This is a genomic window from Polaromonas sp. JS666 (assembly GCF_000013865.1).
GTDB lineage: Bacteria > Pseudomonadota > Gammaproteobacteria > Burkholderiales > Burkholderiaceae_C > Polaromonas.
Genome location: NC_007948.1, coordinates 2412049 through 2432610 on the forward strand (window position 1 = coordinate 2412049; position 20562 = coordinate 2432610).

Sequence of the window (20562 nt, forward strand, 5' to 3'; positions counted from 1 at the left end):
GCCTGCGCATTACCGTGCGCGGGGGAGGGCAACGAAAAGAGGAATCTTCTTATGAAACACATCATTGCAGTTTTGCTGGAAAACGAACCAGGGGCGCTTTCCCGCGTCGTGGGCCTGTTTTCGGCGCGCGGCTACAACATCGAAAGCCTGACCGTCGCCCCCACCGAGGATCCGAGCCTGTCGCGCATGACCATCCAGACCACCGGATCTGATGACGTGATCGAACAGATCACCAAGCATCTGAACCGGTTGATCGAAGTGGTGAAGGTGGTCGACCTGACCGAAGGCTCCTACACAGAGCGAGAACTCATGATGGTCAAGGTGCGCGCCGTCGGCAAGGAGCGCGAGGAAATGAAGCGCATGGCTGATATATTTCGCGGGCGGATTATTGACGTGACTGAAAAAAGCTACACGATTGAATTGACGGGCGACCAGTCCAAAAACGATGCGTTTCTGGAGGCGATTGACCGCAGTGCAATCCTGGAAACGGTGCGAACCGGTTCAAGCGGCATCGGCCGTGGCGAGCGAATTCTGAGAGTTTGAAGTTGCCGGTAAAGGCATCGCTTGCGGCGCTTTTGCCGGATTTGTTTGATTTATTTGTGATTACTTAGGAGCCAGAGATGAAAGTTTTTTACGACAAGGATTGTGATTTGAGCCTGATCAAGGGCAAAACGGTTGCGATCATCGGCTACGGCAGCCAGGGTCACGCCCACGCGCAGAATCTGAACGACAGCGGCGTGAAAGTTGTCGTAGGACTGCGCAAAGGTGGCGCTTCGTGGCCCAAGGTCGAAAAAGCCGGCCTGAAAGTTGCCGAGGTTGCAGATGCCGTCAAGGCCGCCGATGTGGTCATGATTTTGCTGCCCGACGAACAGATCGGCGCGGTTTATGCCAACGACGTGGCACCCAACATCAAGCAAGGCGCTTCGCTGGTATTTGCCCACGGTTTCAATGTGCACTACGGCGCCGTGATTCCGCGCGCCGACCTCGACGTCTGGATGGTTGCTCCCAAGGCGCCAGGCCACACCGTCCGCAACACCTACACCCAGGGTGGCGGCGTGCCTCACCTGGTGGCTGTGCACCAGGACAAGAGCGGCAAGGCGCGCGATCTGGCACTCAGCTACGCAATGGCCAATGGCGGCGGCAAAGCTGGCATCATTGAAACCAACTTCCGCGAAGAGACTGAAACCGATCTGTTCGGCGAGCAGGCCGTTCTGTGCGGTGGCACGGTTGAACTGATCAAGGCCGGCTTTGAGACGCTGGTGGAAGCCGGCTACGCCCCTGAAATGGCCTATTTCGAGTGCCTGCATGAACTCAAGCTGATCGTCGACCTGATTTATGAAGGCGGTATCGCCAACATGAATTACTCGATCTCCAACAACGCCGAGTATGGCGAGTACGTGACTGGCCCGAACATCGTGACCTCCGCCACGAAGGAAGCCATGCGAAAGTGCCTGAAGGACATCCAGACCGGCGAATATGCCAAGAGTTTCCTGCTCGAAAACCGTGTCGGTGCGCCCACGCTGCTGAGCCGCCGTCGCCTGAATGCCGAGCACCAGATCGAGATCGTGGGCGAAAAACTCCGCGCCATGATGCCCTGGATCGCCAAAAACAAGCTCGTCGACCAGACGCGCAACTGATTTCCACTATCCATCAGGCCTTGTCCTGCAAAAAGCCGCGCAATCCGCTTGCGCGGCTTTTTTCATGTCAGCGTCAAACTCGACAGCGCTCCCTGTCGCTTTGCCTTTATCCGGGCAATTGATTTGGTATCCTCAGACAGTTAACTTTCAAAGGACACCTTTGTAACGCAGGGTGTGATTTCTCGGCCACGTTTGGCGGATATTGGTGTGCTATTCATCTGGTGTTTACCAGATGCCCATAGATGCTATGAATTAAGTAGCACGTAAACATTGCGCACAAGGCTTGTGCTTCAGGAGAATTTTTATGCATGACGGCGAGGAATCGATTTCAGTGCCCGACGAGATAGTTGTGCGCAAACGGCGTAAAGGCATTTACATACTGCCCAACCTGTTTACGCTGGCGGCGCTGTTTGGTGGCTTCTATGCCATCGTCATGGCCATGAACGGGCGTTTTGACCAGGCGGCCATTGGTGTGTTTTGGGCCATGGTGCTCGATAGCCTGGATGGCCGGGTGGCTCGCATGACCAATACCCAAAGCGCCTTTGGCGAGCAGATGGACTCCCTGTCAGACATGGTTTCTTTTGGCGCGGCACCGGCATTGATCGCCTATGTATGGGCGCTTACCAGCCTTGGACGCTGGGGCTGGATAGGTGCTTTTGTGTACTGTGCCTGCGCGGCGTTACGTCTGGCTCGCTTCAACGTCAACACCGCCGTGGTTGACAAGCGATTTTTTCAGGGCCTCCCGTCGCCGGCCGCCGCGGCGCTTGTGGCTGGCTTTATCTGGCTGATGACCGACGCGGGAGTCGATGGGCTGGAGGTTCGCTGGATTACCTTTGGCCTGACGCTTTACGCCGGTTTGACGATGGTGACCAATGTTCCGTTTTACAGCTTTAAGGATCTCAGCCTGAAGCGCAGTGTGCCATTTGCCGTCATTGTGCTGATCGCGCTGGGAATCGCGGTAATCAACATTCATCCTCCCACCGTGATGTTTGCGCTGTTTGTGATTTATGGGTTGTCCGGTTACGTCTTGTATGGCTGGCGCAGGGCCAAGGGTCTGCAGACCAGCGTGATCTCGACGTCCACGGATGAGCCTGACGAGCGCGGTCTTCACAAATAAAGTGTGGTATATTAATTTCATGAAACAAATTTCGCTTGCACTATTGCTATCTGCCAACGGGCGGAGACGGTAGCGCGCACGCGTACACCCAATTCAACGGCCCGTTTGCAACAGCAACGGGCCGTTTTTCTTTGGGTTGCTGGTTTTTGAAATCTTCAAAGTTGACGAGATGAACATGTTGAAAACACCTTCGAGCAAATACAAGTCCTTTCCCCCCATTCGCCTGGCCGACCGGACCTGGCCCGACGCGGTGCTGACACGCGCGCCGATCTGGTGCAGCGTCGACCTGCGCGACGGCAATCAGGCGCTTATCGAGCCGATGGACATTCCGCGCAAACTCAAGATGTTCGAGACCTTGGTGAAGATCGGCTTCAAGGAAATTGAAGTCGGTTTTCCCTCAGCCTCGCAAATTGAATTCGACTTTCTTCGCCACCTGATCGACGACAAGCTGATCCCTGACGATGTCACCATCCAGGTGCTTACACAGGCCCGGGAGCCGCTGATTCGCCGCACGTTCGAGGCGCTCAAAGGCACCAAGAAAGCAATCGTCCATCTCTACAATGCCACTGCTCCAGTCATGCGCCGTGTCGTACTGGGCATGGATGAGGACCAAATTGTCAAGCTCGCGACGGACAACGCGCGCCTCTTCATGCAATTGGCTGCCGAGCAGACCGGCACGCACTGGACGTTCCAGTATTCGCCTGAAATGTGGTCGGGAACCGAGCTTGAGTTTTCCAGGCGTGTCGTCGATGCGGTGACCGAGGTATGGCAGCCCACGCCCGGACACAAGTGCATCATCAACCTGCCGTCGACGGTTGAGCACTCCACTCCCAACATCTTTGCCGACATGATGGAGTGGATGCATCGGCACCTGGCGCGGCGCGATGCCATTGTTTTGTCCGTTCATCCGCACAACGACAGGGGAACGGGCACAGCGGCCGGGGAATTTGCCCTGATGGCCGGCGCCGATCGCATCGAAGGTTGTCTTTTCGGCAACGGTGAACGCACGGGCAACCTTGACCTCGTCAACGTTGCGCTCAACCTTTACACCCAGGGTGTGTCGCCGGGCCTCGATTTCTCGGAAATCGACGAGATACGCCGGACGGTGGAATACTGCAACCAGTTGCCCGTGCATCCGCGTCATCCTTATGCGGGTGACCTGGTTTACACGTCGTTTTCGGGTTCGCACCAGGATGCGATCAAAAAAGCGTTCGCCGCGCGCAAGGAGGGCGATATCTGGGACATGCCCTACCTGCCCATCGACCCGAAGGACCTCGGCCGCAGCTATGAAGCGGTGATTCGCGTCAACAGCCAGTCGGGCAAGGGCGGTATTGCCTACCTGCTCGAAAGCGAGTTCGGCCTGGAGCTTCCGCGCCGCCTGCAGATCGAATTCAGTCAGGTGGTGCAGGGCGTGATGGATGCCACAGGCAAGGAACTGACAGCGCAAGATATTTTTGCGTTGCTTGAAAAAGAATATGGCGTCCAGACTGTCGCCGCGCCTCAGCATCTCGTGATTGAGGAAACGGGCAACGCTGATGGCAAGTCGTTCAACATCAAGGCCCATGTACGAATCGCCGGGCGCAACCATCAGGTTGAAGGCAAGGGCACTGGCCCGATTGATGCCTTTGTCGCGGGCCTCAATGCGGCGACTGGCCATGCGGTTCGCGTTCTCGATTACCACGAGCACGCCATCGGCTCCGGTGCCAGCGCGCAGGCCGTGGCTTACCTGGAACTGCGCATCAACGACCAGACGCTCTTTGGCATTGGCATGGACGGCAATATCGTTTCGGCGTCGCTCAAGGCGATCGTCTCGGGCCTGCAGCGCAGCAGGGCCGGACAGGGCGCCGCTACGGCTACCATTGCACATTGAGACCTACAGTACAGCGACCAGCCCACCAGGAGCTTGCCATGACCGACAAACTGATCATTTTTGATACCACCTTACGCGATGGCGAGCAGTCGCCCGGCGCGTCCATGACGAAAGATGAAAAACTGCGCATTGCGCGCCAGCTGGAGCGTCTGAAAGTGGACGTTATCGAGGCCGGATTTGCAGCAAGCTCCAACGGCGATTTTGAGGCCGTGCAGGCGATCGCGAATACGATCAGGGATTCCACCATTTGCTCGTTGTCGCGCGCCAATGACCGTGATATTTCTCGCGCCGCTGAAGCACTCAAAGGCGCCAACAACGCCCGTATTCATACCTTCATCGCTACCAGTGCGCTGCACATGGAAAAGAAGCTGCGCATGACGCCGGAGCAGGTGCTGGAACAGGCCAGGCTCTCGGTGCGTTTTGCCCGCAATCTGGTGGCGGATGTCGAGTTCAGTCCCGAGGACGGCTATCGCAGCGACGTTGACTACCTGTGCCGCGTGCTTGAGGCTGTGATTGACGAGGGCGCCACGACGATCAATGTGCCAGACACGGTGGGTTATGCGGTGCCTGAGCTTTACGGCCACTTCATCAAAACGTTGCGCGAACGCGTCCCCAACAGTGACAAGGCTATCTGGTCCGTTCATTGCCACAATGACCTGGGCATGGCGGTTGCCAATTCACTGGCGGGCGTGATGATCGGCGGCGCGCGGCAAGTGGAATGCACAATCAACGGGCTCGGTGAGCGCGCCGGCAACTGCTCACTTGAAGAAATTGTCATGGCCGTGAAAACACGCAAGGACTATTTCAATCTTGAGATGAACATTGATCCGTTGCATATCGTGGCGGCCAGCCGCATGGTCAGCCAGACCACCGGTTTCGTGGTGCAGCCCAACAAGGCCGTGGTGGGTGCCAACGCATTCGCACACGCGTCGGGTATTCACCAGGACGGCATGCTGAAGGCGCGCGAGACGTACGAGATCATGCGTGCCGAAGATGTGGGCTGGAGTGCCAGCAAAATGGTACTGGGCAAGCTCAGCGGCCGCAATGCCTTCAAGCAACGCTTGCAGGACCTCGGTGTGGCGCTGGAAAGCGAGGCCGACATCAATACGGCATTTGCCAGATTCAAGGAACTGGCCGACCGGAAAAGCGAGATATTCGACGAAGACATCCTGGCGCTGGTCAGTGACGAAAGCATCACTCATCATGACCAGGAGCAGTATGGGTTCGTATCCTTGGCACAGCACAGCGAAACCGGTGAACGGCCGCATGCGGTCGTTGTGTTCACCGTGGCCGGCAAGGAAATTCGAGGCGAATCGGATGGTAATGGCCCGGTGGATGCTTCGCTCAAGGCCATCGAAACGCATGTGAAGAGCGGAGCGGAGATGGTGCTGTATTCGGTGAACGCCATCAGCGGATCCACCGAGAGCCAGGGTGAAGTCACCGTGCGGTTACAAAATAACGGACGCGTGGTGAATGGCGTTGGGGCGGACCCGGATATCGTGGTGGCGTCGGCAAAAGCCTACCTTAGCGCGTTGAACAAGCTTCAGAGCAAGGCTGACCGCGTTGCTGCACAGGGTTGATCTTCCGTCGTCTGCTTTAAATAATGTTTAAATTCAATGACTTAGATTAATGTTCTAGCGAGAATTTCGATCTGGGATATCGAATTCCTCCCGAAACTGATGAGTTTTTAGGAAAGTCGCGCAAGTTTTTGATATTGCGTGACTTTTTCTATTTGTATACACTGCATCCATTACTTACATTGCAATCCACGGCAGGCAAAATTCACCATGTCTCATCAGATTTTCAATCGCGCATTAAAAATCGTTGGATTCCTGGCTTTGTTTGCTGGACTTGCAATGCCGGTGTCCAATGCGGCAACTGACAAGACCGAAATTGTAAAAAAGCAGCGCGCCGCGAAGATAACTGTTACCAAAAAAGCTGTCACAGCCCGCAAGAGTGCCCGGTTTACAGCGGGCACAAAAGGTAGAACCATTGTTCGTGCGGCTATTCCCGCGAAACCTTCTTTCGGTCAGATGGCTGGCCTGCATGGGGCTCTGGATCCACTGGAGTTGAAGTCGAGCGTGGCGCTGGTCATTGACCAGGATACGCGTGAAGTGCTGTTCAGCAAAAATGACCACGCCGTTTTGCCGATCGCGTCGCTCACCAAATTGATGACCGGTGTCATCATCAGCGGTGCCAAGCTGCCCATGGACGAGATGATCACGGTGACGCAGGATGACGTCGACACCGAAAAAGGCAGCAGTTCGCGACTCAGGGTTGGCACTACGCTGACTCGTGGAGAGTTGTTGCATCTGGCCCTGATGTCGAGCGAAAATCGTGCGGCGCATGCCTTGGGTCGCACCTACCCCGGCGGCATGCCCACGTTCGTCAACCTGATGAACGCCAAGGCAAAAATGCTGGGCATGAATGACACCAGCTATGTCGAACCAACGGGCCTTTCCAGCCGCAACCAGTCCAGTGCGCAAGATTTGGCCACACTGGTCAATGCCGCGCATGGAGATCCGGTGCTTCGCGAATTGTCCACGTCCACTGGCTATCAGGTGGCTGTTGGCAAGCGCACGCTGCAATACAACAACACGAACCGCCTGGTGAAGAATCCGGACTGGGATATCGGTCTGCAGAAAACTGGCTACATCTCTGAAGCTGGTCAGTGCCTCGTGATGCAGACCAAAATCGCCGGCCGCAAGCTCATCATGGTGTTTCTCGATTCCGCCGGCAAGCTCAGCCGCCTGGGTGATGCCGAGCGCGTGCGCCGTTGGGTAGAGTCAACCCCTTTGACCGACAACAAGATAGACATCAGCGCTTCAGCCAGCCAGATTGGCGGTTGATGTTTCGTGCGGGTAGCCCGCACTATTTTCATCGCGACTTTCATCGCGACTCGACGCAGAGCCAAGGTGGCTCGCTTCCTTTTTACTTGGGTTTGTAGCCCAGTGCGGCTGAAATTTCGTTGGCAGTCGCCTGCAGTTTGGGTAGCCAGTGCTCATCGAGCCTGTCGGCGGGCGCCGAAATGGAAAGACCTGCCACCAATTGGTTCTGATCGTCGTAGATGCCGGCGGCCATGCAACGCACACCCAATTCCAACTCTTCATTGTCGCGCGCGATGCCGTATTGCCGCGCTTTGGCGAGTTCGCGTTCCAGTACCGATAACTGCGTGATGCTGTTTCGGGTCTGTCCCGACAGGCCGGTGCGAGTGGCATAGGTGCGCAGTCGTTGGGGATCGTCAAAAGCCAGAAACAGCTTACCCACCGAGGTTAAATGCAGCGGTGCCCGCCCACCGATGGCCCGCACCACCTGCATCCCGGATCGTTCGCTGTAAGCACGCTCCACATACACAATTTCATCACCTTGCCGCATGCTGAGGTTAACGGGCTGCTGAGTGAGCTTGTGCAATTCGCGCATCGGCGTAAGGGCTGCGTCGCGGACATTCAATCGCGCCTTGACGAGATTCCCGAGCTCCAGGAGGCGCATGCCCAGCCGATAGTTGCCCGCCGAGGGGCGGTCGACAAAACGTCCAGTGGCCAGGTCGTTCAGTATGCGGTGGGCGGTGGAGGGGTGAAGTCCGGATTTTTCGCTGATCTCCTTGAGGGACACCGCCTCTTCGCGATTGGCGAGAATTTCCAGCAGATTGAACATGCGTTCGATGACCTGAACGGTCGGGGTTGCGGCGAGGGTGGCGTCGGACTTTTTCATGTGCAGACTATACGCATTAAATTTTACGCTATGAAATCACAATGCATCTGCTGATTTTGTTTGCTGGTGTCCGGTTGTATTTCCTTTGGCCAGGTCAGTCCGTTTTAGGTCGCCGGGTAGCCGCATCAGAGGGAGTCCACTGACCATTCACGAGTATTTCGTGCGGCTTGAATCCGGCCTTGTAGTTCATCTTTGGACTTTGAGCTATCCAGTAGCCCAAATATACGTAAGGCAGCTCCAGTCTCCTGGCCTGCTCTATTTGCCAAAGTACGCTGTAATTGCCGTAGCTGGCTCGGGTGTCCGGTTCATAAAACGTATAAACCGCCGAGATGCCGTCTTCCAGCACGTCAAGAATTGAGACCATCTTCAGTGCGCCTGCCTCACCATTGGGCAGACTTTCCCGAAACTCCACGAGCCGCGAATTCACGCGGCTTTGCAGCAGGAATTGCGTGTACTGATCGATGCTGTCATGGTCCATTCCCCCGCCTGCATGCCTGCCGTTCTGATAGCGCAGATAGAGCTGGTAGTGCTCCGGCATGAAACACAGTTTGAGCACGCGAGCCTGCATTCCTTGATGGCGGCTCCACGCGCGACGCTGGCTGCGATCTGCCTTAAAGCTCTTGACCGGTACACGAAGTGGAACGCAGGCTTGGCATCCGTCGCAATAAGGGCGATAGGTGAACATGCCACTACGCCGAAACCCGTTGGTCACAAGCTCCGAGTAGGCGTCGTTGTGGATCAGGTGACTGGGCGTGGCAACCTGAGAGCGGGCCTGCTTCCCCGGCAGATAGCTGCAGGGATAGGGCGCTGTTGCATAAAACTGCAAGGTTTGCAGAGGCAGATCTTTGAGGTGCGTCACGGTAGCGTCGGCTTTTCAGCCGTCAGTATCTGTTTCCAGTATACGGGTTCAAATTGCCAGGGGGGAGTGGTTTTCTCCACGTTTTGAGCCAGATGCCTCACGAAGTCCGCGCGATCAATTTCAGCCGCGCCGAGCGAGGCCAAATGGCGGGTGTTTTGCTGGCAGTCAATCATGGCGATCTGGTGGGCACGGCAAAAACCCACAAGCGCAGCCAATGCAATCTTGGAGGCGTCGGTCTGATGGGCGAACATGGATTCGCCAAATACCATTCGTCCCAATTTCACGCAATACAGACCTCCTACCAGCTTGCCGCGCACCCATGTTTCTACACTGTGGGCATACCCGGCCCGATGCAGGCTGCTGTAGGCTTGCACCATATCCGGAACAATCCAGGTGCCCGGCTGGCCCGCACGGGGTTGGCTGGCGCAGGCTTTGATGACATGCTCAAAGGCACTGTCAAACTTTATTTCGCATTCCGGATCGTCCAGAAAATGAATCAGGCTTTTGCGCAGGGATCTATGCAGCTTGAATTTTTCGGTATGCAGCACCATCCGAGGGTCTGGGCTCCACCAGAGCACCGGCTGGCCCAGACTAAACCAGGGGAAAATTCCGCGCGAATAAGCTTGAATCAACGTTGGCACATCAAGCGCCGCGCCAGCGGCTAACAGACCGGGGGCAGGGTCGTGACGCCCCCAAGCGAATTCCAGCGGAGGAAAATTCTCCCCGGCGGCAAGCCAGGGTACGGGGCGCGGCAGTTTTCCCATGGCTCAAAATCTTGGCAACATCAGAGCTTTAAAAATGTTTCAGGAGAGACATCCACAGATGGTAGCTGAGCTGGCAGCTTTGAGTGGGCGCGGTGGATTGGCAGGGCTTGATGTTTTTGCTATTAAGTTAATAGCAAAATGTGTCCTGTTAAAAGATCGGAAATTTCTTTTTTCCGGAAAAAACTGTCGCGTCGTTGCCTTGCTGATGAGGTGTGTTGATAAGCAAAGCGAGAGACGGAAAATCGGAGAAAAATAACGCTATAATCTAAGGCTGCATTCCTCAATAGCTCAGTTGGTAGAGCGCCGGACTGTTAATCCGTAGGTCCCTGGTTCGAGCCCAGGTTGAGGAGCCAAATACAACCCTCATGGGTATTGGAAGGCCTGCTATTCAATAGATAGCAGGCTTTCTTTTTGGCGAATTGAAAAACTGATGCAGGCGTCTGTGCCGGCACCCACTGATCGACGGGTCTTCATGACCCGTTCGACGTGCTTGATCAGGTTCTTCAGCTAATCAGGTAATGCTTTGATCTGTCCTGATTTTGAACTTCTCGCGATCGGGCTTACCTGCGCGAAAAAGTCCGCCTCATTGGCGTCAGTATCGCTTGACCTGCTCCTTGCCAGCCGTACCAACGTAAAGTTCGAGAACTCCATCACCCAATCAACGGATGACGTGATCGGCCTGCATCGTGGCAGCCGGGATTTGCATGAACTCGAAGAAGGTCTCGGTCACGCGCTGGGTACGCGAGGGACTGGCGTTGCCCTTGTAAACCGTGTTGCGCAGCAGTTCCGACAGATTGAGTGATATGCCGAAGTAGGCGTGGCGGGTCGGTGGCATCAGCGCACGCGAGTTCGTGTCGAAGTTGCGCGCTCCGTAGCCGAGGTTAATCTCAAGGTACTTGAGAAGCGGGTGCTGCTTGAATGCCGGCACGCCGCTGGCCTTGAGCACCAGCAGGTAGCGCTGGCTGGAGTAGTCGCCAAACGGATCGAATTTGTGTCCTCCTGACGGCGAGCTGTATTGAAGTCGCAGGTCGATCAGCGCGTCCAGCTCGGGGTTCCGCTCCATCAGATAGGCCAGTGCGCCGCCTGCAAGATTAGCCACGGCATCTTCTTTTGAGAAGCGCCATTTTTTGGAAAAGCCGTCGATCAGCTCAACCCCCATCAAGGTGCCTACCGATGTCCATAGGCCCAGCTTCAGGGCGGTTGCTGAATCGTTTCCCGCCCATTCGAAGGCCCGCGTCAACAACCGGGTACCGGTGTAGGCAAACATGGCATGGCCGAGCTTGTCGGCGCCTCCATAGTTCGTGTCCTGGCCGAACCAGCCTTCATTGACGGTCTTGAAGCCACCGGCGAACCCGTCTTGCCACCACTTGGCCCGCCCGTAGGCCAGCGTTCCGCCGATGCTGGCGGCCATCAGCGCTGCCGTGCGAAAGCGTGTGGTTTTTTGATTGAGCACGGCAGGCTGCGCGGGTACGGGTTCTGCTGCAACAGGTACTTCGTCTGCAGGCGCGCGTGGCTCATCGGCTGCTGGCAGCGCAGCGGGAGCCCCGGTGGTATCCGGCGCCACCGCCACGGCTGTGGCGTCGTCCAGCACAGCTCCCCCCCAGTCATCTTGCTGCGCTATCGAAAGTTGCGAGGCGAAGATCTGTCTTTCGTCGATGGTGGACGGCGGCGATGCAATACTGGAAGCAGAAAATAGACTGACTGCGGCGATCAGCAAGCCAGCGCTGAGGTTTCGAGGCTTAAGGAGGATGTCCATACCGCTAGTCCTTGTTAATTGCCTGCAGGGATTATGAGTCTCAGTGTAATTTCAGCTATTCCTGTGTGGGAGCCAATATAAAACAATGGCCCGCACGGAAAGTGCGGGCCCTTGTTTTTCTGGCCAGGCCAGGCGCATGGCGAGTAATGACGTTGCTGCCATTTCCCGCGCTCAAGCCGAGGTGACGGGGGCAACAGGATTTGGATTTTGCGTTAAAAAAACGGGCATACCAATCTATCCCAAGTGGCGCAGCGAATGTCCTCCAGCACTCACTGCAGGCGCATCAACTCCTCACGCCGGCGCAATGCCCGCGCGAAGAAAATACCAATGCTCACCAACACGCCGCCTCCGAGCGCAATCACGGCGCCGGAGCCGATGCGGTCCACCAGGCCGGCGGCCAGCAGCACGCCCACCGACTGGCCCATGAACAGTGCCGAGGCGAACAGGGACACGCCTGTGCCGCGTGCCTTAGGCGCCATCTGCGTGGCATTGGTCTGCATGGTGTTGTGGAACATGAAGAAGCCAAAACCGGCCAGCAGGCATGCCGGAAGGCTGAGTAACCAGTGCGGCGTGAAGCCCAGCACTAGCGCAGACAGCCCCATCAGGCTGCCCCCCAGCAGGGTCAAACCCTGTTCACCCAAGCGCCGAATCAACTGGCGCGCCACCACCATGTAAAGCATGCCGCCCAGGCCGAACAGCGCCACAATGGCACCAGCTGCCGACAGCGACAGGCCCAGCGCCTGGTGCAGATGCGACGCCCAGATGGCCAGCACGCCGAAGCCTGCCGCGCCTTCGACAAAAGCGACCCCGAGCACGATGCGCGACCACGGTCCGGTGATGATGATCAGGGCCTGCGCCACAAAACCGGGCCGCACGACGGGTTCGGTGTTGGTGGTTGGCAGGCGTTCGGCCTGCTGGCGGCGCCGGTCGATGAAGAGAAGCGATCCCACCACGCCGAACAGCAACGTCATGAGTCCGAACGCCCAGCGCCAGCCCAGCGTATCGCTCAACAAGCCGCCCACCAGCTGGCCACACACAATACCCAGCGTGGTGCCCAGGCCGACGCGTGCCAGCGTTTCCTGGCGCAGCTCGTAGGCGACGGTGTCGCCGATCCATGCCATGGACAGCGGAATAATGGCCGCCGCGCCCAGCGCCACCATGACACGCGCCAGCACCAGCATGTCCAGGCTGACAGCAAAAGCCGACATGAGGCTGCCAGCGCAACACGACAGCGTGGCAAAAGTGACGATGCCGAACTTGCTCCGCCGGTCGCCCAGCGGGCCATAAAACAGCTGTGCCAGGCCGTACACCACCGCAAACACCGACACCACCTGCGCCGCCTGCGCCAGGCTCACGGAAAAAGTACGTGAAAGCTCGGGGAGCATCGCGTCGCAAATACGCTGTGCCGCCATGCTGGCGAAGGTGGCAAAAGACAGCAGCAGGACGGAACGTCGCGTAGCCGCGGAGAGGGTGGCGGAACCGGTGGTCATGGATGGATGAAGTCAGGCTGATCGGGTGTGCCAGTTCAGTACGGGCTGGAGCCTGACGTCTGTGCCGGTCGATTGTAGGCAGCGTAGGCAGCGCTGACCCACGTACCTGCCAGGGGATTGAGAGCTTACTGCCCGGTGCCGGCGTTTTCCGGTACCGTGGATTCACGCAGGATAGGGACTCCGCCGCGATCGGGCGGGGCGACCGGTCGGGAGGGGATGAACACGAACCGCGGATCCGTGGCGCCGGGCGGCGGCCCTGCTTGCGAAGGCGCGTTCGGCAATACAAGGACTGACGGCGCAGCGGGTGGAGACGGTGTGGGCGGCGTTGGCGGCGGGGCTGGTTCGGGTGCCAAAATGACCTCGGCGTCGGGGACGGGTGCTGGTTGCGGCGCCGGGCTGGCGGGGAACAGGCCGCTGAACCAGTCATTGACCTGACTTGCCATGCCACCAGTTTGCGGCGCGGAAAATCGTGCCTGCTGGTCAATCACCCGGCTGCGTAGCGACAGCGCAAAGAAGTCGCCGACGATGGGTAGTGCGCTGCGTGCGCCTGGTCCCCAGTAGTCGCCCATTGTCACCCGGTTATCGTTGAAGCCGACCCAGGCCCCAGCCACCAGCTGCGGGTGCATCAGGATGAACCAGCCATCGGTGTTGTCCTGGGTCGTGCCTGTCTTGCCTGCCACGTCGGCCTGAATGCCGAATCGACTCCGGATGGCGGCACCTGTGCCCTTGTCAATGACGCCACGCATCACATCGACCAGCGTTTGCGCATGGGCCAGCGACATGGCCTGCTCCTGCGGTTGGGCCTGAAACGCTTCAAGCACCTTCCCATGGCGGTCTTCAACAGCGGTGACCAGAATCGGCTCAATGTAGTTGCCGTTGTTGGCGATGGTGCTGTAGGCCGAGACCATTTCCTTCAAGGTGACAGGGCTGCTTCCCAATGCGAGCGAAGGCACTTGCTCCAGCCTGCTTTGGCGTACGCCCATGGCATGGGCCAGTTTGGCTACCTTCGCGGGCCCTACCGTCTGCATGACCTGGGCCGTGATGGTGTTCTTGGAATACACCAGCCCGTCGCGCAGGGTCATCGTCAATCCGCTGGGTGCACCGGCGTCGGTGGGCCGCCAGACGGCGCCGCCGCCCAGCGGGATCTCCACCGCCTGATCCACAAAACCATCGGTCGCCAGCGCGCCCTGCTCGAAGGCCGCAGCGTAAACAAAAGGCTTGAAGGTGGAGCCGGGCTGCCTGCGCGCCTGTTGCACATGGTCGAACTGGTCCTGTGCAAAGTCACGGCTGCCGACCCAGGCCATCACATGCCCGTTTCTGGGGTCCATGGCCACAAGGCCGGCCTGCAGGCGGGTCTTGTCTTCGCGCAATGCCCGCATCGTGGCCGCATCGGCCTGCACCTGTTTGAGCGCCTGCTCGTCGCTTTGGCCTGATTCACGTGCAGCTTTGTAGTCGCGCGTGTCCCGCACGAGGGCGCGTACCAGCTCTTTTTTGGTACCCCATGCCCGAGGCCCCCACTCGGCGTTGGCCGAGGCCTGCAGGCTGTCGGCTTGGCGTGCCACGGCCTGGCTGGCCAGCTTCTGCAGCCGCGAGTCGATGGTGGTGCGTACCACCAGGCCATCGGCGTAAATGTTGTAGTCGTTGCGATCGGCCCATTCGATCAGCCATTTGCGCAGGTGCTGGGCAACATGGGGCGCCATGCCCACCGGCTCGGTCTGCCGCTCGAAATCGATCTTCAGCGGCCTTTTCTTCAGCCCCTCCAGCTTTTTTTCGTCCAGCTTCTGGTGTTTGGTCATCTGGCCAAGAACGATGTTGCGTCGCTGCACGGCACGTTCCGGGTTCAACACCGGGTTGTAGTAGCTGGTGCCCTTCAACATGCCGATCAGCGTGGCGCTTTCCAGTACATCCAGCGCTTCAGCCGACTTGTCGAAGTAGGTGCGCGCAGCCATTTCAATGCCGTAGGCGTTGTAAAGGAATGGCACCGTGTTCAGGTAGGTCTCCAGGATCTCCTGCTTGGTGTACACAGCCTCGATTTTTAGTGCCGTGATGATTTCCTTGAACTTGCGCGTCAAACTCCGCGCGCGGCCCACCTCCTCGGGGTACAGGTTACGCGCGAGCTGCTGCGTGATGGTCGAGCCGCCCTGCAGATCGCCGGTAAATGTATGAAAAACCGAGGAAGCCGTTCGCCTGAGGTCCACCCCGTGGTGCTCATAAAAACGGTGGTCCTCGGTTGCAATCAGTGCCGCAACTACGTTGGGTGAAATGTCGGCGAGCTTGACCCAGTCGCGATTGGCGCGCTTGAACAGGGCCAGTTCCTTGCCGTCGACGGACATAACCACCGCAGGCTGCTGCGATTTGGCTTTCCTGACGTCTTTGATGCTCGGGGTGAAAGGAATCAGGATCAGCGCATACAGCAGCAACAGCACCGGCAGTGCAGCCAACGACAAGGCCACTGCGCGCCGGGTAGGGTGGCGCAGGTGGTGAAGAGCTTCGGTGGCGAAAGGTTGGACGCAGGCAAGGAGTTTTTTCATCAACCCCCAGTGTAGGGTGGAGCGAGTTCTGCGGCTGCAGGAGGGCAATGGAAGCGGGCTGACATGCTTTCCGGAACGGCCAATATCCGATATCCCGTGCAGCAGCACGGGTTTATCGGCTCAATGCAAAACTCAGCCCGCACCCGGCTTAAACGGGTGCCACAACATGCCGCGGCTCGTCGACCGCACGAGGCTGCGAGCGGGTCAGTGCGCTGTCCGGTCGCGCCACCAGCCGTTGTAGTCTTCGTCGGTCAACAGCGTCCATAGGGCAAGCGCGACGACCGCAATCCCAGCGATCAGTGCACTCAGCATGGCATTGCGATGCATGCTGAACCCGAGCGCCCAAGGAGACGCCATCAGCCACAGCCCGATTGCGCCTTCGGTCCACTCTTCCCAAGCGCGCGGAACGAAGGTTGCTCCCAGCCCTGCGGCCAGCAGGGCCACCCCGATGACGACTGCGTTCGCCATAGCCATTTGGATGTCCTGAAATCCCAGAGCCCAAGGGGAAAGAATGACCCATACCCCGATAAGGGCATTGAGGGGATCTTGCCAATGCTTCGGTTGCTTCATGATTACACCTCCTGTCACTGGAAACGCCAAGTGACGAGATTTAGACTGAGTATTCGCAACTTTGTTCCCCGTTTCCCTGGCGTCCCACTGCCCTGGTCAGCGCAATACACTTCAGTGGAGTCAGCCCTCCCGGATACAGTGGGCCGGCGGCAAGCGTAAAAAAGGACCGGAATCAGGAATATGAATCAAGCTTTTGAATTTGAATACCCGCGCGTACTTTCGATTGCGGGTTCTGACAGCAGTGGCGGCGCCGGCATTCAGGCGGATTTGAAAACCTTTGCCGCGCTGGGGTGCTACGGCATGACGGCGATCACCGCGCTGACCGCTCAAAACACCCTTGGCGTCAGGGCTATTCACGGCGTTCCACCAGCAATGCTGCGCGACCAGATTGATGCAGTGGTCGAGGACGTGGGTGTGGACGCGGTCAAGATTGGCATGTTGCATGCCCCGGATATTGTGCTAACCGTGGCGCAGGCAATCGATCGCCATGGGCTCAAAAACGTGGTGCTGGACCCTGTGATGGTCGCGACCAGCGGGGCCATGCTGATCGACAACCCGGCTATTACGGTGCTCGTGAGTGAGCTGTTTTGGCGTGCCGCCGTGGTCACACCAAATCTGGACGAGGCGTCGTTGCTGGTTGGGCGGCCGCTGGACAGCGAACACGCAATGCAGATCGCAGCACAGGAGTTGTTGGCAAAGGGTGCGCAGGCCGTTTTGCTCAAGGGAGGGCATCTGGCCGGCGAGGTGGTGAGTGATTTATTGGTTACCAGCAGCGGGGAGCTGCACTGGATGCGTGCCCCGCGCATTCATAGCCGCAACACGCATGGCACGGGCTGCACGCTATCGTCCGCGATTGCCGCGCATCTGGCGCTGGGGGCCACGTTGCTGGACGCGGTACAGCTGGCGCGGGCCTATGTGCGCGGGGCGTTGGAAGCGGGTGCCGCTGTGCGCACCGGTGCCGGCAGCGGGCCCCTCAACCATGGCTACGCACCCCAAGCCATGCGGCTCAGGCCTCTGCGCCAACCCGTGGCCGGCTCACACGGGTGAGGCTCGCCAGCGCAAACGTCAGCACCAGCGTGGGCAGGGCGGCGCCCCAGCTGGGCACCAGTTGCGCGCAGAGGTGGTAGCAGGCAATACCCAGCAGCCAGATCAGAACGGCGCTGGTGTTGACCTTGCGCTTTGTAACGAGCAGCGCCACGTCGGGATGCCCGGCCAGCCTCGCCAGAATGACGCCGTACAGCGGTACAAACACTGAACTGAGCATCAGCAAAAACGGCTCCAGGCTGTGCATGGGCAGCACCAGGGCCAGCACCGTGCACAGCAGAGCCAGCACCATGCCCCAAGCCCGCACGCTCCAGTTGGGCTTGAGGCTGTGGCCTGCGACCGAGCCTGAGTAAACATCGCCGTAGGCGTTGTCCACTTCGTCGATCAGAATCAGCCCCAGCGCAAGCAGGCCGCCTTGCGCCAGCAGCAGGGCCGCCACCAGGTCGGTGCCGGGTGTCGTCAGGGCCACCAGCACGCCCAGCGCATAGCACCAGGTATTGGCAATGGCATAGCCCAGCCAGGTGCCGCGCAGGGCGCTTTTGCCGTCACGCCCGTGGCGCGCAAAGTCTGCGACCAGGGGCAACCATGAGACCGGCATGGCGATCACCAGATCGAGCGCTTGCAGTGTGCTCATGCCGCCTTCGCCGGGGCGATTCCACAGCGCGGCGATGCCCTGATGGTTTGCCTTGGCAAGAAACTGCCAGGTCAGCCACAACAAGGAGGCGATCACCAGCGGCAGACCGTAGCGGCCTATGAATTTGCGCACCAGTTTCACCATGGAGCCCGACAGCAGGGCCAGCAGTATGCCGCCCCAGAGCACGGTGGCCAGGATGGGCCAGAAGGTGCCGGAAAAACCGCCGGACTGGCGTGCGATAGCCACCGTGCCGTCGCGCATGATGACGAGCTCGAAAGTGGTCCAGCCGATGAGTTGCACGATATTCAGCAGCACAGGCAGGCGCGCGAAACTGCTTCCGTAAGTGGCATGCATCAGGCCGGCGCTTGAGAGGCCGCTGTCACAGCCGATTCTGGCGGTCCAGGCCAACAAACCCGCGCCGATGACCGAGCCGCAGACAATGACCCCAAGGGCTGCCTTGGCGCCCAGTGCGGGCACGAGGTAGGCACCAACCTGCATGACGAGCAGGCCGACGCCGAGGCTGAGCCAGAGTGCGGCATGATCGCGCCAGCCGAACAGGCGTTCATTCGCCGCCAGTGGCGTGAGCGCGGTATTGCCTGCGCTGGAGGACTGGGGTGATGGAGATGATGGGCGTGACGTCGACATGGTGGCGATCAACAGTTCCGCTCGTCCATGACCGGTCGGCATGTTGGGCGCCGCGAGGGGGCAGCTGGACACATGCTTCCCTGCGCGAGGATGACTTCAATCGGGTTCAAAGGATCTTTCTCAGTCGCTGCGCGCCACTGCGGCAGGCAGCGACATTCCCAGCGGATGCACGATCAATGCGGTTTTTGATTCTAGATGATGACCCCACGGAGGGGCTAAACAACAGGCTAAACGACGGAAGGTGATGGATGGGTCAACTGATAAGCCAATTCGATGGGCGGTGACAGGCAGGTCCCGCGCAACCATCCACAGGCACAAAAAAGCCCGCACGCGGCGGGCTTTTTTTCGGAGGCATCTACCAGGGGATTCAGTCAAACACCGGCGATTCGACACCCAGCACCTTGTGCAGCTTGGGACTGGTGGTTGTGTATTGCAGATGGATTTTCTTGTCCGGGAAAATAAAGGGAGCGGCACCGAATGCGGCCAGGGCACATTCGTGAAATCCGCTGAGAATCAGTTTTTTCTTGCCGGGGTAGGTGTTGATGTCACCCACGGCAAAGATGCCAGGAATGTTGGTTGAAAACTTTTCAGTGTCCACCATGAGCTGCTTGCGCTCGATATCCAGCCCCCAGTGGGCAATGGGTCCCAGCTTGGGGCTCAGGCCAAAAAATACCAGCAGCACATCTAGCGGTACGACGCGGGTCACGCCATCGGCGCCCGTTACCTTGGCGCCGGTCATTTTTCCATTTTTTTCATCGTAGCCGGTCACCTGGCCGACGATGAACTGCATCTCGTACGCGTCGCAGAGTTCCTTCATTTTGGCCACGCTGGCAGGCGCCGCCTTGAACCCGTCACGGCGGTGAACCAGGATCACGCTTTCAGCCTTGTTGGGGCCTTCAGCCACAAAGTTCAAAGCCCAGTCAAGCGCGGAATCACCCCCGCCAACAATCACCAGATTCTTGCCGGCAAAGTCAGCCGGGTTTTTGACGCGATAAAACAGCTGGGTATTGTCAAACTGATCGAGGCCGTCGACACGCAGCAGCTTGGGCTGGAAAGCGCCCACGCCGGCCGCAATAAAAATCGTTTTGGTCAGGAATTTGGTGCCTTTGGACGTCTCGACAAAAAAGCGGCCGTCTTCCTGCTTTTCGACAACGCTGACTTCCTGTCCAAAGTGAAAGGTTGCGCCAAACGGCTCGATCTGCTTGAGCAGTGAGTCGGTCAGCTCTTTGCCTGTGCACATGGGCACTGCAGGAATGTCATAAATCGGTTTGTCGGGATAGAGCTCAATGCATTGCCCGCCGGGATAGGCGAGGGAATCGATCACGTGGGCCTTGATCTCCAACAGGCCCAGTTCGAACACCTGAAAAAGGCCGACAGGACCGGCGCCCACAATGACCGCATCGGTTTCGATCGGCCCATCGTGCTGTGCTGCGGTGTTGATCACTTCTTGATTCAGTTGAGGTTCCATTTTTTCTTGACTTGCTTATTAAATAGCTCGGGCTAAATAGCTCGGGCGGGACCGGCAGCGCGCGAGTTTCAGCGCACCAGTTCGTCCAGCTTTCCGGTCTTGTCTTTCCACTCTTCCGCGTCGGGCAGGGCGTCCTTGCGCTTGGTGATGCTTTTCCATCCTGCGGCGCGGCTCAGTTCGGCATTGAGCTTGATGAACTGCAGCTGGTCGGCCGGCACATCTTCCTCGGCATAGATGGCGTTGACGGGGCATTCCGGAATGCACACGGCGCAATCAATGCACTCGTCCGGATCAATCACCAGCATGTTGGGGCCTTCGCGGAAGCAGTCCACGGGGCAAACGTCAACACAGTCGGTGTATTTGCAGCGGATGCAGGATTCGGAGACGATGTGTGTCATGTTGTATTGGCTGATCGGTGGAAACCCTTGATTTTAAGAGGTTTCCAGTAGCAGCGTTGAAGCAGTGA

Annotated in this window: 18 protein-coding genes and 1 tRNA gene; 9 read left to right on the plus strand and 10 right to left on the minus strand. The window is 58.5% G+C overall.

The window, feature by feature from the left end:
* Positions 1-51: 51 nt before the first annotated feature.
* The 6 genes from ilvN (at position 52) to pbpG (ending at position 7473) form a co-directional block, all read left to right on the plus strand.
* Positions 52-543, plus strand: coding sequence for an acetolactate synthase small subunit (gene ilvN / locus BPRO_RS11520; RefSeq protein ID WP_011483239.1), 492 nt, complete (start codon positions 52-54; stop codon positions 541-543).
* A 77-nt stretch (positions 544-620) separates the two neighbouring features.
* The gene (ilvC, locus tag BPRO_RS11525; protein ID WP_011483240.1) at positions 621-1637 is read left to right on the plus strand and encodes a ketol-acid reductoisomerase; all 1017 of its coding nucleotides are present in this window, start codon (positions 621-623) and stop codon (positions 1635-1637) included.
* A 304-nt stretch (positions 1638-1941) separates the two neighbouring features.
* Entirely contained in the window at positions 1942-2754 is an 813-nt protein-coding gene (pssA, locus tag BPRO_RS11530; protein WP_011483241.1) for a CDP-diacylglycerol--serine O-phosphatidyltransferase, read from the plus strand.
* Positions 2755-2929: 175 nt separating this feature from the next.
* Complete coding sequence (leuA, locus tag BPRO_RS11535) at positions 2930-4624, plus strand: 2-isopropylmalate synthase (protein ID WP_041389658.1); 1695 nt, start codon at positions 2930-2932, stop codon at positions 4622-4624.
* Positions 4625-4662: 38 nt separating this feature from the next.
* The gene (locus BPRO_RS11540) at positions 4663-6204 is read left to right on the plus strand and encodes a 2-isopropylmalate synthase (protein WP_011483243.1); all 1542 of its coding nucleotides are present in this window, start codon (positions 4663-4665) and stop codon (positions 6202-6204) included.
* 207 nt (positions 6205-6411) lie between these two features.
* On the plus strand, positions 6412-7473 hold the full coding sequence (gene pbpG / locus BPRO_RS11545) for a D-alanyl-D-alanine endopeptidase (protein ID WP_011483244.1): 1062 nt from the start codon (positions 6412-6414) through the stop codon (positions 7471-7473).
* Between the two features lie 82 nt (positions 7474-7555).
* Here pbpG and BPRO_RS11550 read toward each other — a convergent pair whose 3' ends face one another.
* From BPRO_RS11550 to aat, 3 genes are all read right to left on the minus strand, one after another.
* Positions 7556-8335: an IclR family transcriptional regulator gene (locus BPRO_RS11550; RefSeq protein ID WP_011483245.1), complete on the minus strand. Its 780-nt coding sequence runs from the start codon at positions 8333-8335 to the stop codon at positions 7556-7558.
* A gap of 94 nt (positions 8336-8429) precedes the next feature.
* The gene (locus BPRO_RS11555) at positions 8430-9194 is read right to left on the minus strand and encodes an arginyltransferase (RefSeq protein ID WP_011483246.1); all 765 of its coding nucleotides are present in this window, start codon (positions 9192-9194) and stop codon (positions 8430-8432) included.
* Entirely contained in the window at positions 9191-9958 is a 768-nt protein-coding gene (gene aat / locus BPRO_RS11560; protein WP_011483247.1) for a leucyl/phenylalanyl-tRNA--protein transferase, read from the minus strand. The genes BPRO_RS11555 and aat overlap by 4 nt, the downstream gene beginning before the upstream one ends.
* On the opposite strand from aat, the gene BPRO_RS29570 reads away from it, so the two are divergent.
* Together BPRO_RS29570 and BPRO_RS11565 are read left to right on the plus strand one after the other, a co-directional pair.
* On the plus strand, positions 9957-10214 hold the full coding sequence (locus BPRO_RS29570) for a hypothetical protein (protein ID WP_157045783.1): 258 nt from the start codon (positions 9957-9959) through the stop codon (positions 10212-10214). The two genes, aat and BPRO_RS29570, sit on opposite strands and share 2 nt — an antisense overlap.
* 21 nt (positions 10215-10235) lie before the next feature.
* Positions 10236-10311: transfer RNA gene (locus tag BPRO_RS11565), tRNA-Asn, on the plus strand.
* Positions 10312-10616: 305 nt separating this feature from the next.
* Here BPRO_RS11565 and BPRO_RS28000 read toward each other — a convergent pair.
* From BPRO_RS28000 to BPRO_RS11585, 4 genes are all read right to left on the minus strand, one after another.
* Positions 10617-11714: a DUF2279 domain-containing protein gene (locus tag BPRO_RS28000; RefSeq protein WP_011483248.1), complete on the minus strand. Its 1098-nt coding sequence runs from the start codon at positions 11712-11714 to the stop codon at positions 10617-10619.
* A gap of 269 nt (positions 11715-11983) precedes the next feature.
* A complete protein-coding gene (locus tag BPRO_RS11575) occupies positions 11984-13204 on the minus strand; it encodes an MFS transporter (RefSeq protein ID WP_011483249.1) in 1221 nt (406 codons plus the stop codon).
* A 125-nt stretch (positions 13205-13329) separates the two neighbouring features.
* Positions 13330-15735, minus strand: a complete 2406-nt coding sequence (locus tag BPRO_RS11580) for a penicillin-binding protein 1A (protein ID WP_011483250.1) — start codon at positions 15733-15735, stop codon at positions 13330-13332.
* Positions 15736-15939: 204 nt separating this feature from the next.
* Positions 15940-16305, minus strand: coding sequence for an SPW repeat protein (locus tag BPRO_RS11585; protein ID WP_041388758.1), 366 nt, complete (start codon positions 16303-16305; stop codon positions 15940-15942).
* A gap of 180 nt (positions 16306-16485) precedes the next feature.
* On the opposite strand from BPRO_RS11585, the gene thiD reads away from it, so the two are divergent.
* Entirely contained in the window at positions 16486-17352 is an 867-nt protein-coding gene (thiD, locus tag BPRO_RS11590) for a bifunctional hydroxymethylpyrimidine kinase/phosphomethylpyrimidine kinase (protein WP_011483252.1), read from the plus strand.
* On the opposite strand, the gene BPRO_RS11595 is transcribed toward thiD, so the two are convergent.
* From BPRO_RS11595 to fdxA, 3 genes are all read right to left on the minus strand, one after another.
* Positions 17312-18628: a purine-cytosine permease family protein gene (locus tag BPRO_RS11595; RefSeq protein WP_011483253.1), complete on the minus strand. Its 1317-nt coding sequence runs from the start codon at positions 18626-18628 to the stop codon at positions 17312-17314. The two genes, thiD and BPRO_RS11595, sit on opposite strands and share 41 nt — an antisense overlap.
* Before the next feature lie 367 nt (positions 18629-18995).
* Entirely contained in the window at positions 18996-20096 is a 1101-nt protein-coding gene (locus tag BPRO_RS11600; protein WP_011483254.1) for an NAD(P)/FAD-dependent oxidoreductase, read from the minus strand.
* A 68-nt stretch (positions 20097-20164) separates the two neighbouring features.
* Positions 20165-20494, minus strand: coding sequence for a ferredoxin FdxA (fdxA, locus tag BPRO_RS11605; protein ID WP_011483255.1), 330 nt, complete (start codon positions 20492-20494; stop codon positions 20165-20167).
* Between the last annotated feature and the right edge of the window lie 68 nt (positions 20495-20562).

Coding starts and splice junctions, on each gene's coding strand:
- ilvC (WP_011483240.1), top strand. CDS start 621: ATGAAAGTTTTTTACGACAAGGATTGTGATTTGAGCCTGATCAAGGGC.
- BPRO_RS28000 (WP_011483248.1), bottom strand. CDS start 11,714: ATGGACATCCTCCTTAAGCCTCGAAACCTCAGCGCTGGCTTGCTGATC.
- BPRO_RS11550 (WP_011483245.1), bottom strand. CDS start 8,335: ATGAAAAAGTCCGACGCCACCCTCGCCGCAACCCCGACCGTTCAGGTC.
- BPRO_RS11585 (WP_041388758.1), bottom strand. CDS start 16,305: ATGAAGCAACCGAAGCATTGGCAAGATCCCCTCAATGCCCTTATCGGG.
- BPRO_RS11600 (WP_011483254.1), bottom strand. CDS start 20,096: ATGGAACCTCAACTGAATCAAGAAGTGATCAACACCGCAGCACAGCAC.
- BPRO_RS11595 (WP_011483253.1), bottom strand. CDS start 18,628: ATGTCGACGTCACGCCCATCATCTCCATCACCCCAGTCCTCCAGCGCA.
- BPRO_RS11580 (WP_011483250.1), bottom strand. CDS start 15,735: ATGAAAAAACTCCTTGCCTGCGTCCAACCTTTCGCCACCGAAGCTCTT.
- pbpG (WP_011483244.1), top strand. CDS start 6,412: ATGTCTCATCAGATTTTCAATCGCGCATTAAAAATCGTTGGATTCCTG.
- pssA (WP_011483241.1), top strand. CDS start 1,942: ATGCATGACGGCGAGGAATCGATTTCAGTGCCCGACGAGATAGTTGTG.
- fdxA (WP_011483255.1), bottom strand. CDS start 20,494: ATGACACACATCGTCTCCGAATCCTGCATCCGCTGCAAATACACCGAC.
- BPRO_RS29570 (WP_157045783.1), top strand. CDS start 9,957: ATGGCTCAAAATCTTGGCAACATCAGAGCTTTAAAAATGTTTCAGGAG.
- BPRO_RS11540 (WP_011483243.1), top strand. CDS start 4,663: ATGACCGACAAACTGATCATTTTTGATACCACCTTACGCGATGGCGAG.
- leuA (WP_041389658.1), top strand. CDS start 2,930: ATGTTGAAAACACCTTCGAGCAAATACAAGTCCTTTCCCCCCATTCGC.
- thiD (WP_011483252.1), top strand. CDS start 16,486: ATGAATCAAGCTTTTGAATTTGAATACCCGCGCGTACTTTCGATTGCG.
- BPRO_RS11575 (WP_011483249.1), bottom strand. CDS start 13,204: ATGACCACCGGTTCCGCCACCCTCTCCGCGGCTACGCGACGTTCCGTC.
- aat (WP_011483247.1), bottom strand. CDS start 9,958: ATGGGAAAACTGCCGCGCCCCGTACCCTGGCTTGCCGCCGGGGAGAAT.
- ilvN (WP_011483239.1), top strand. CDS start 52: ATGAAACACATCATTGCAGTTTTGCTGGAAAACGAACCAGGGGCGCTT.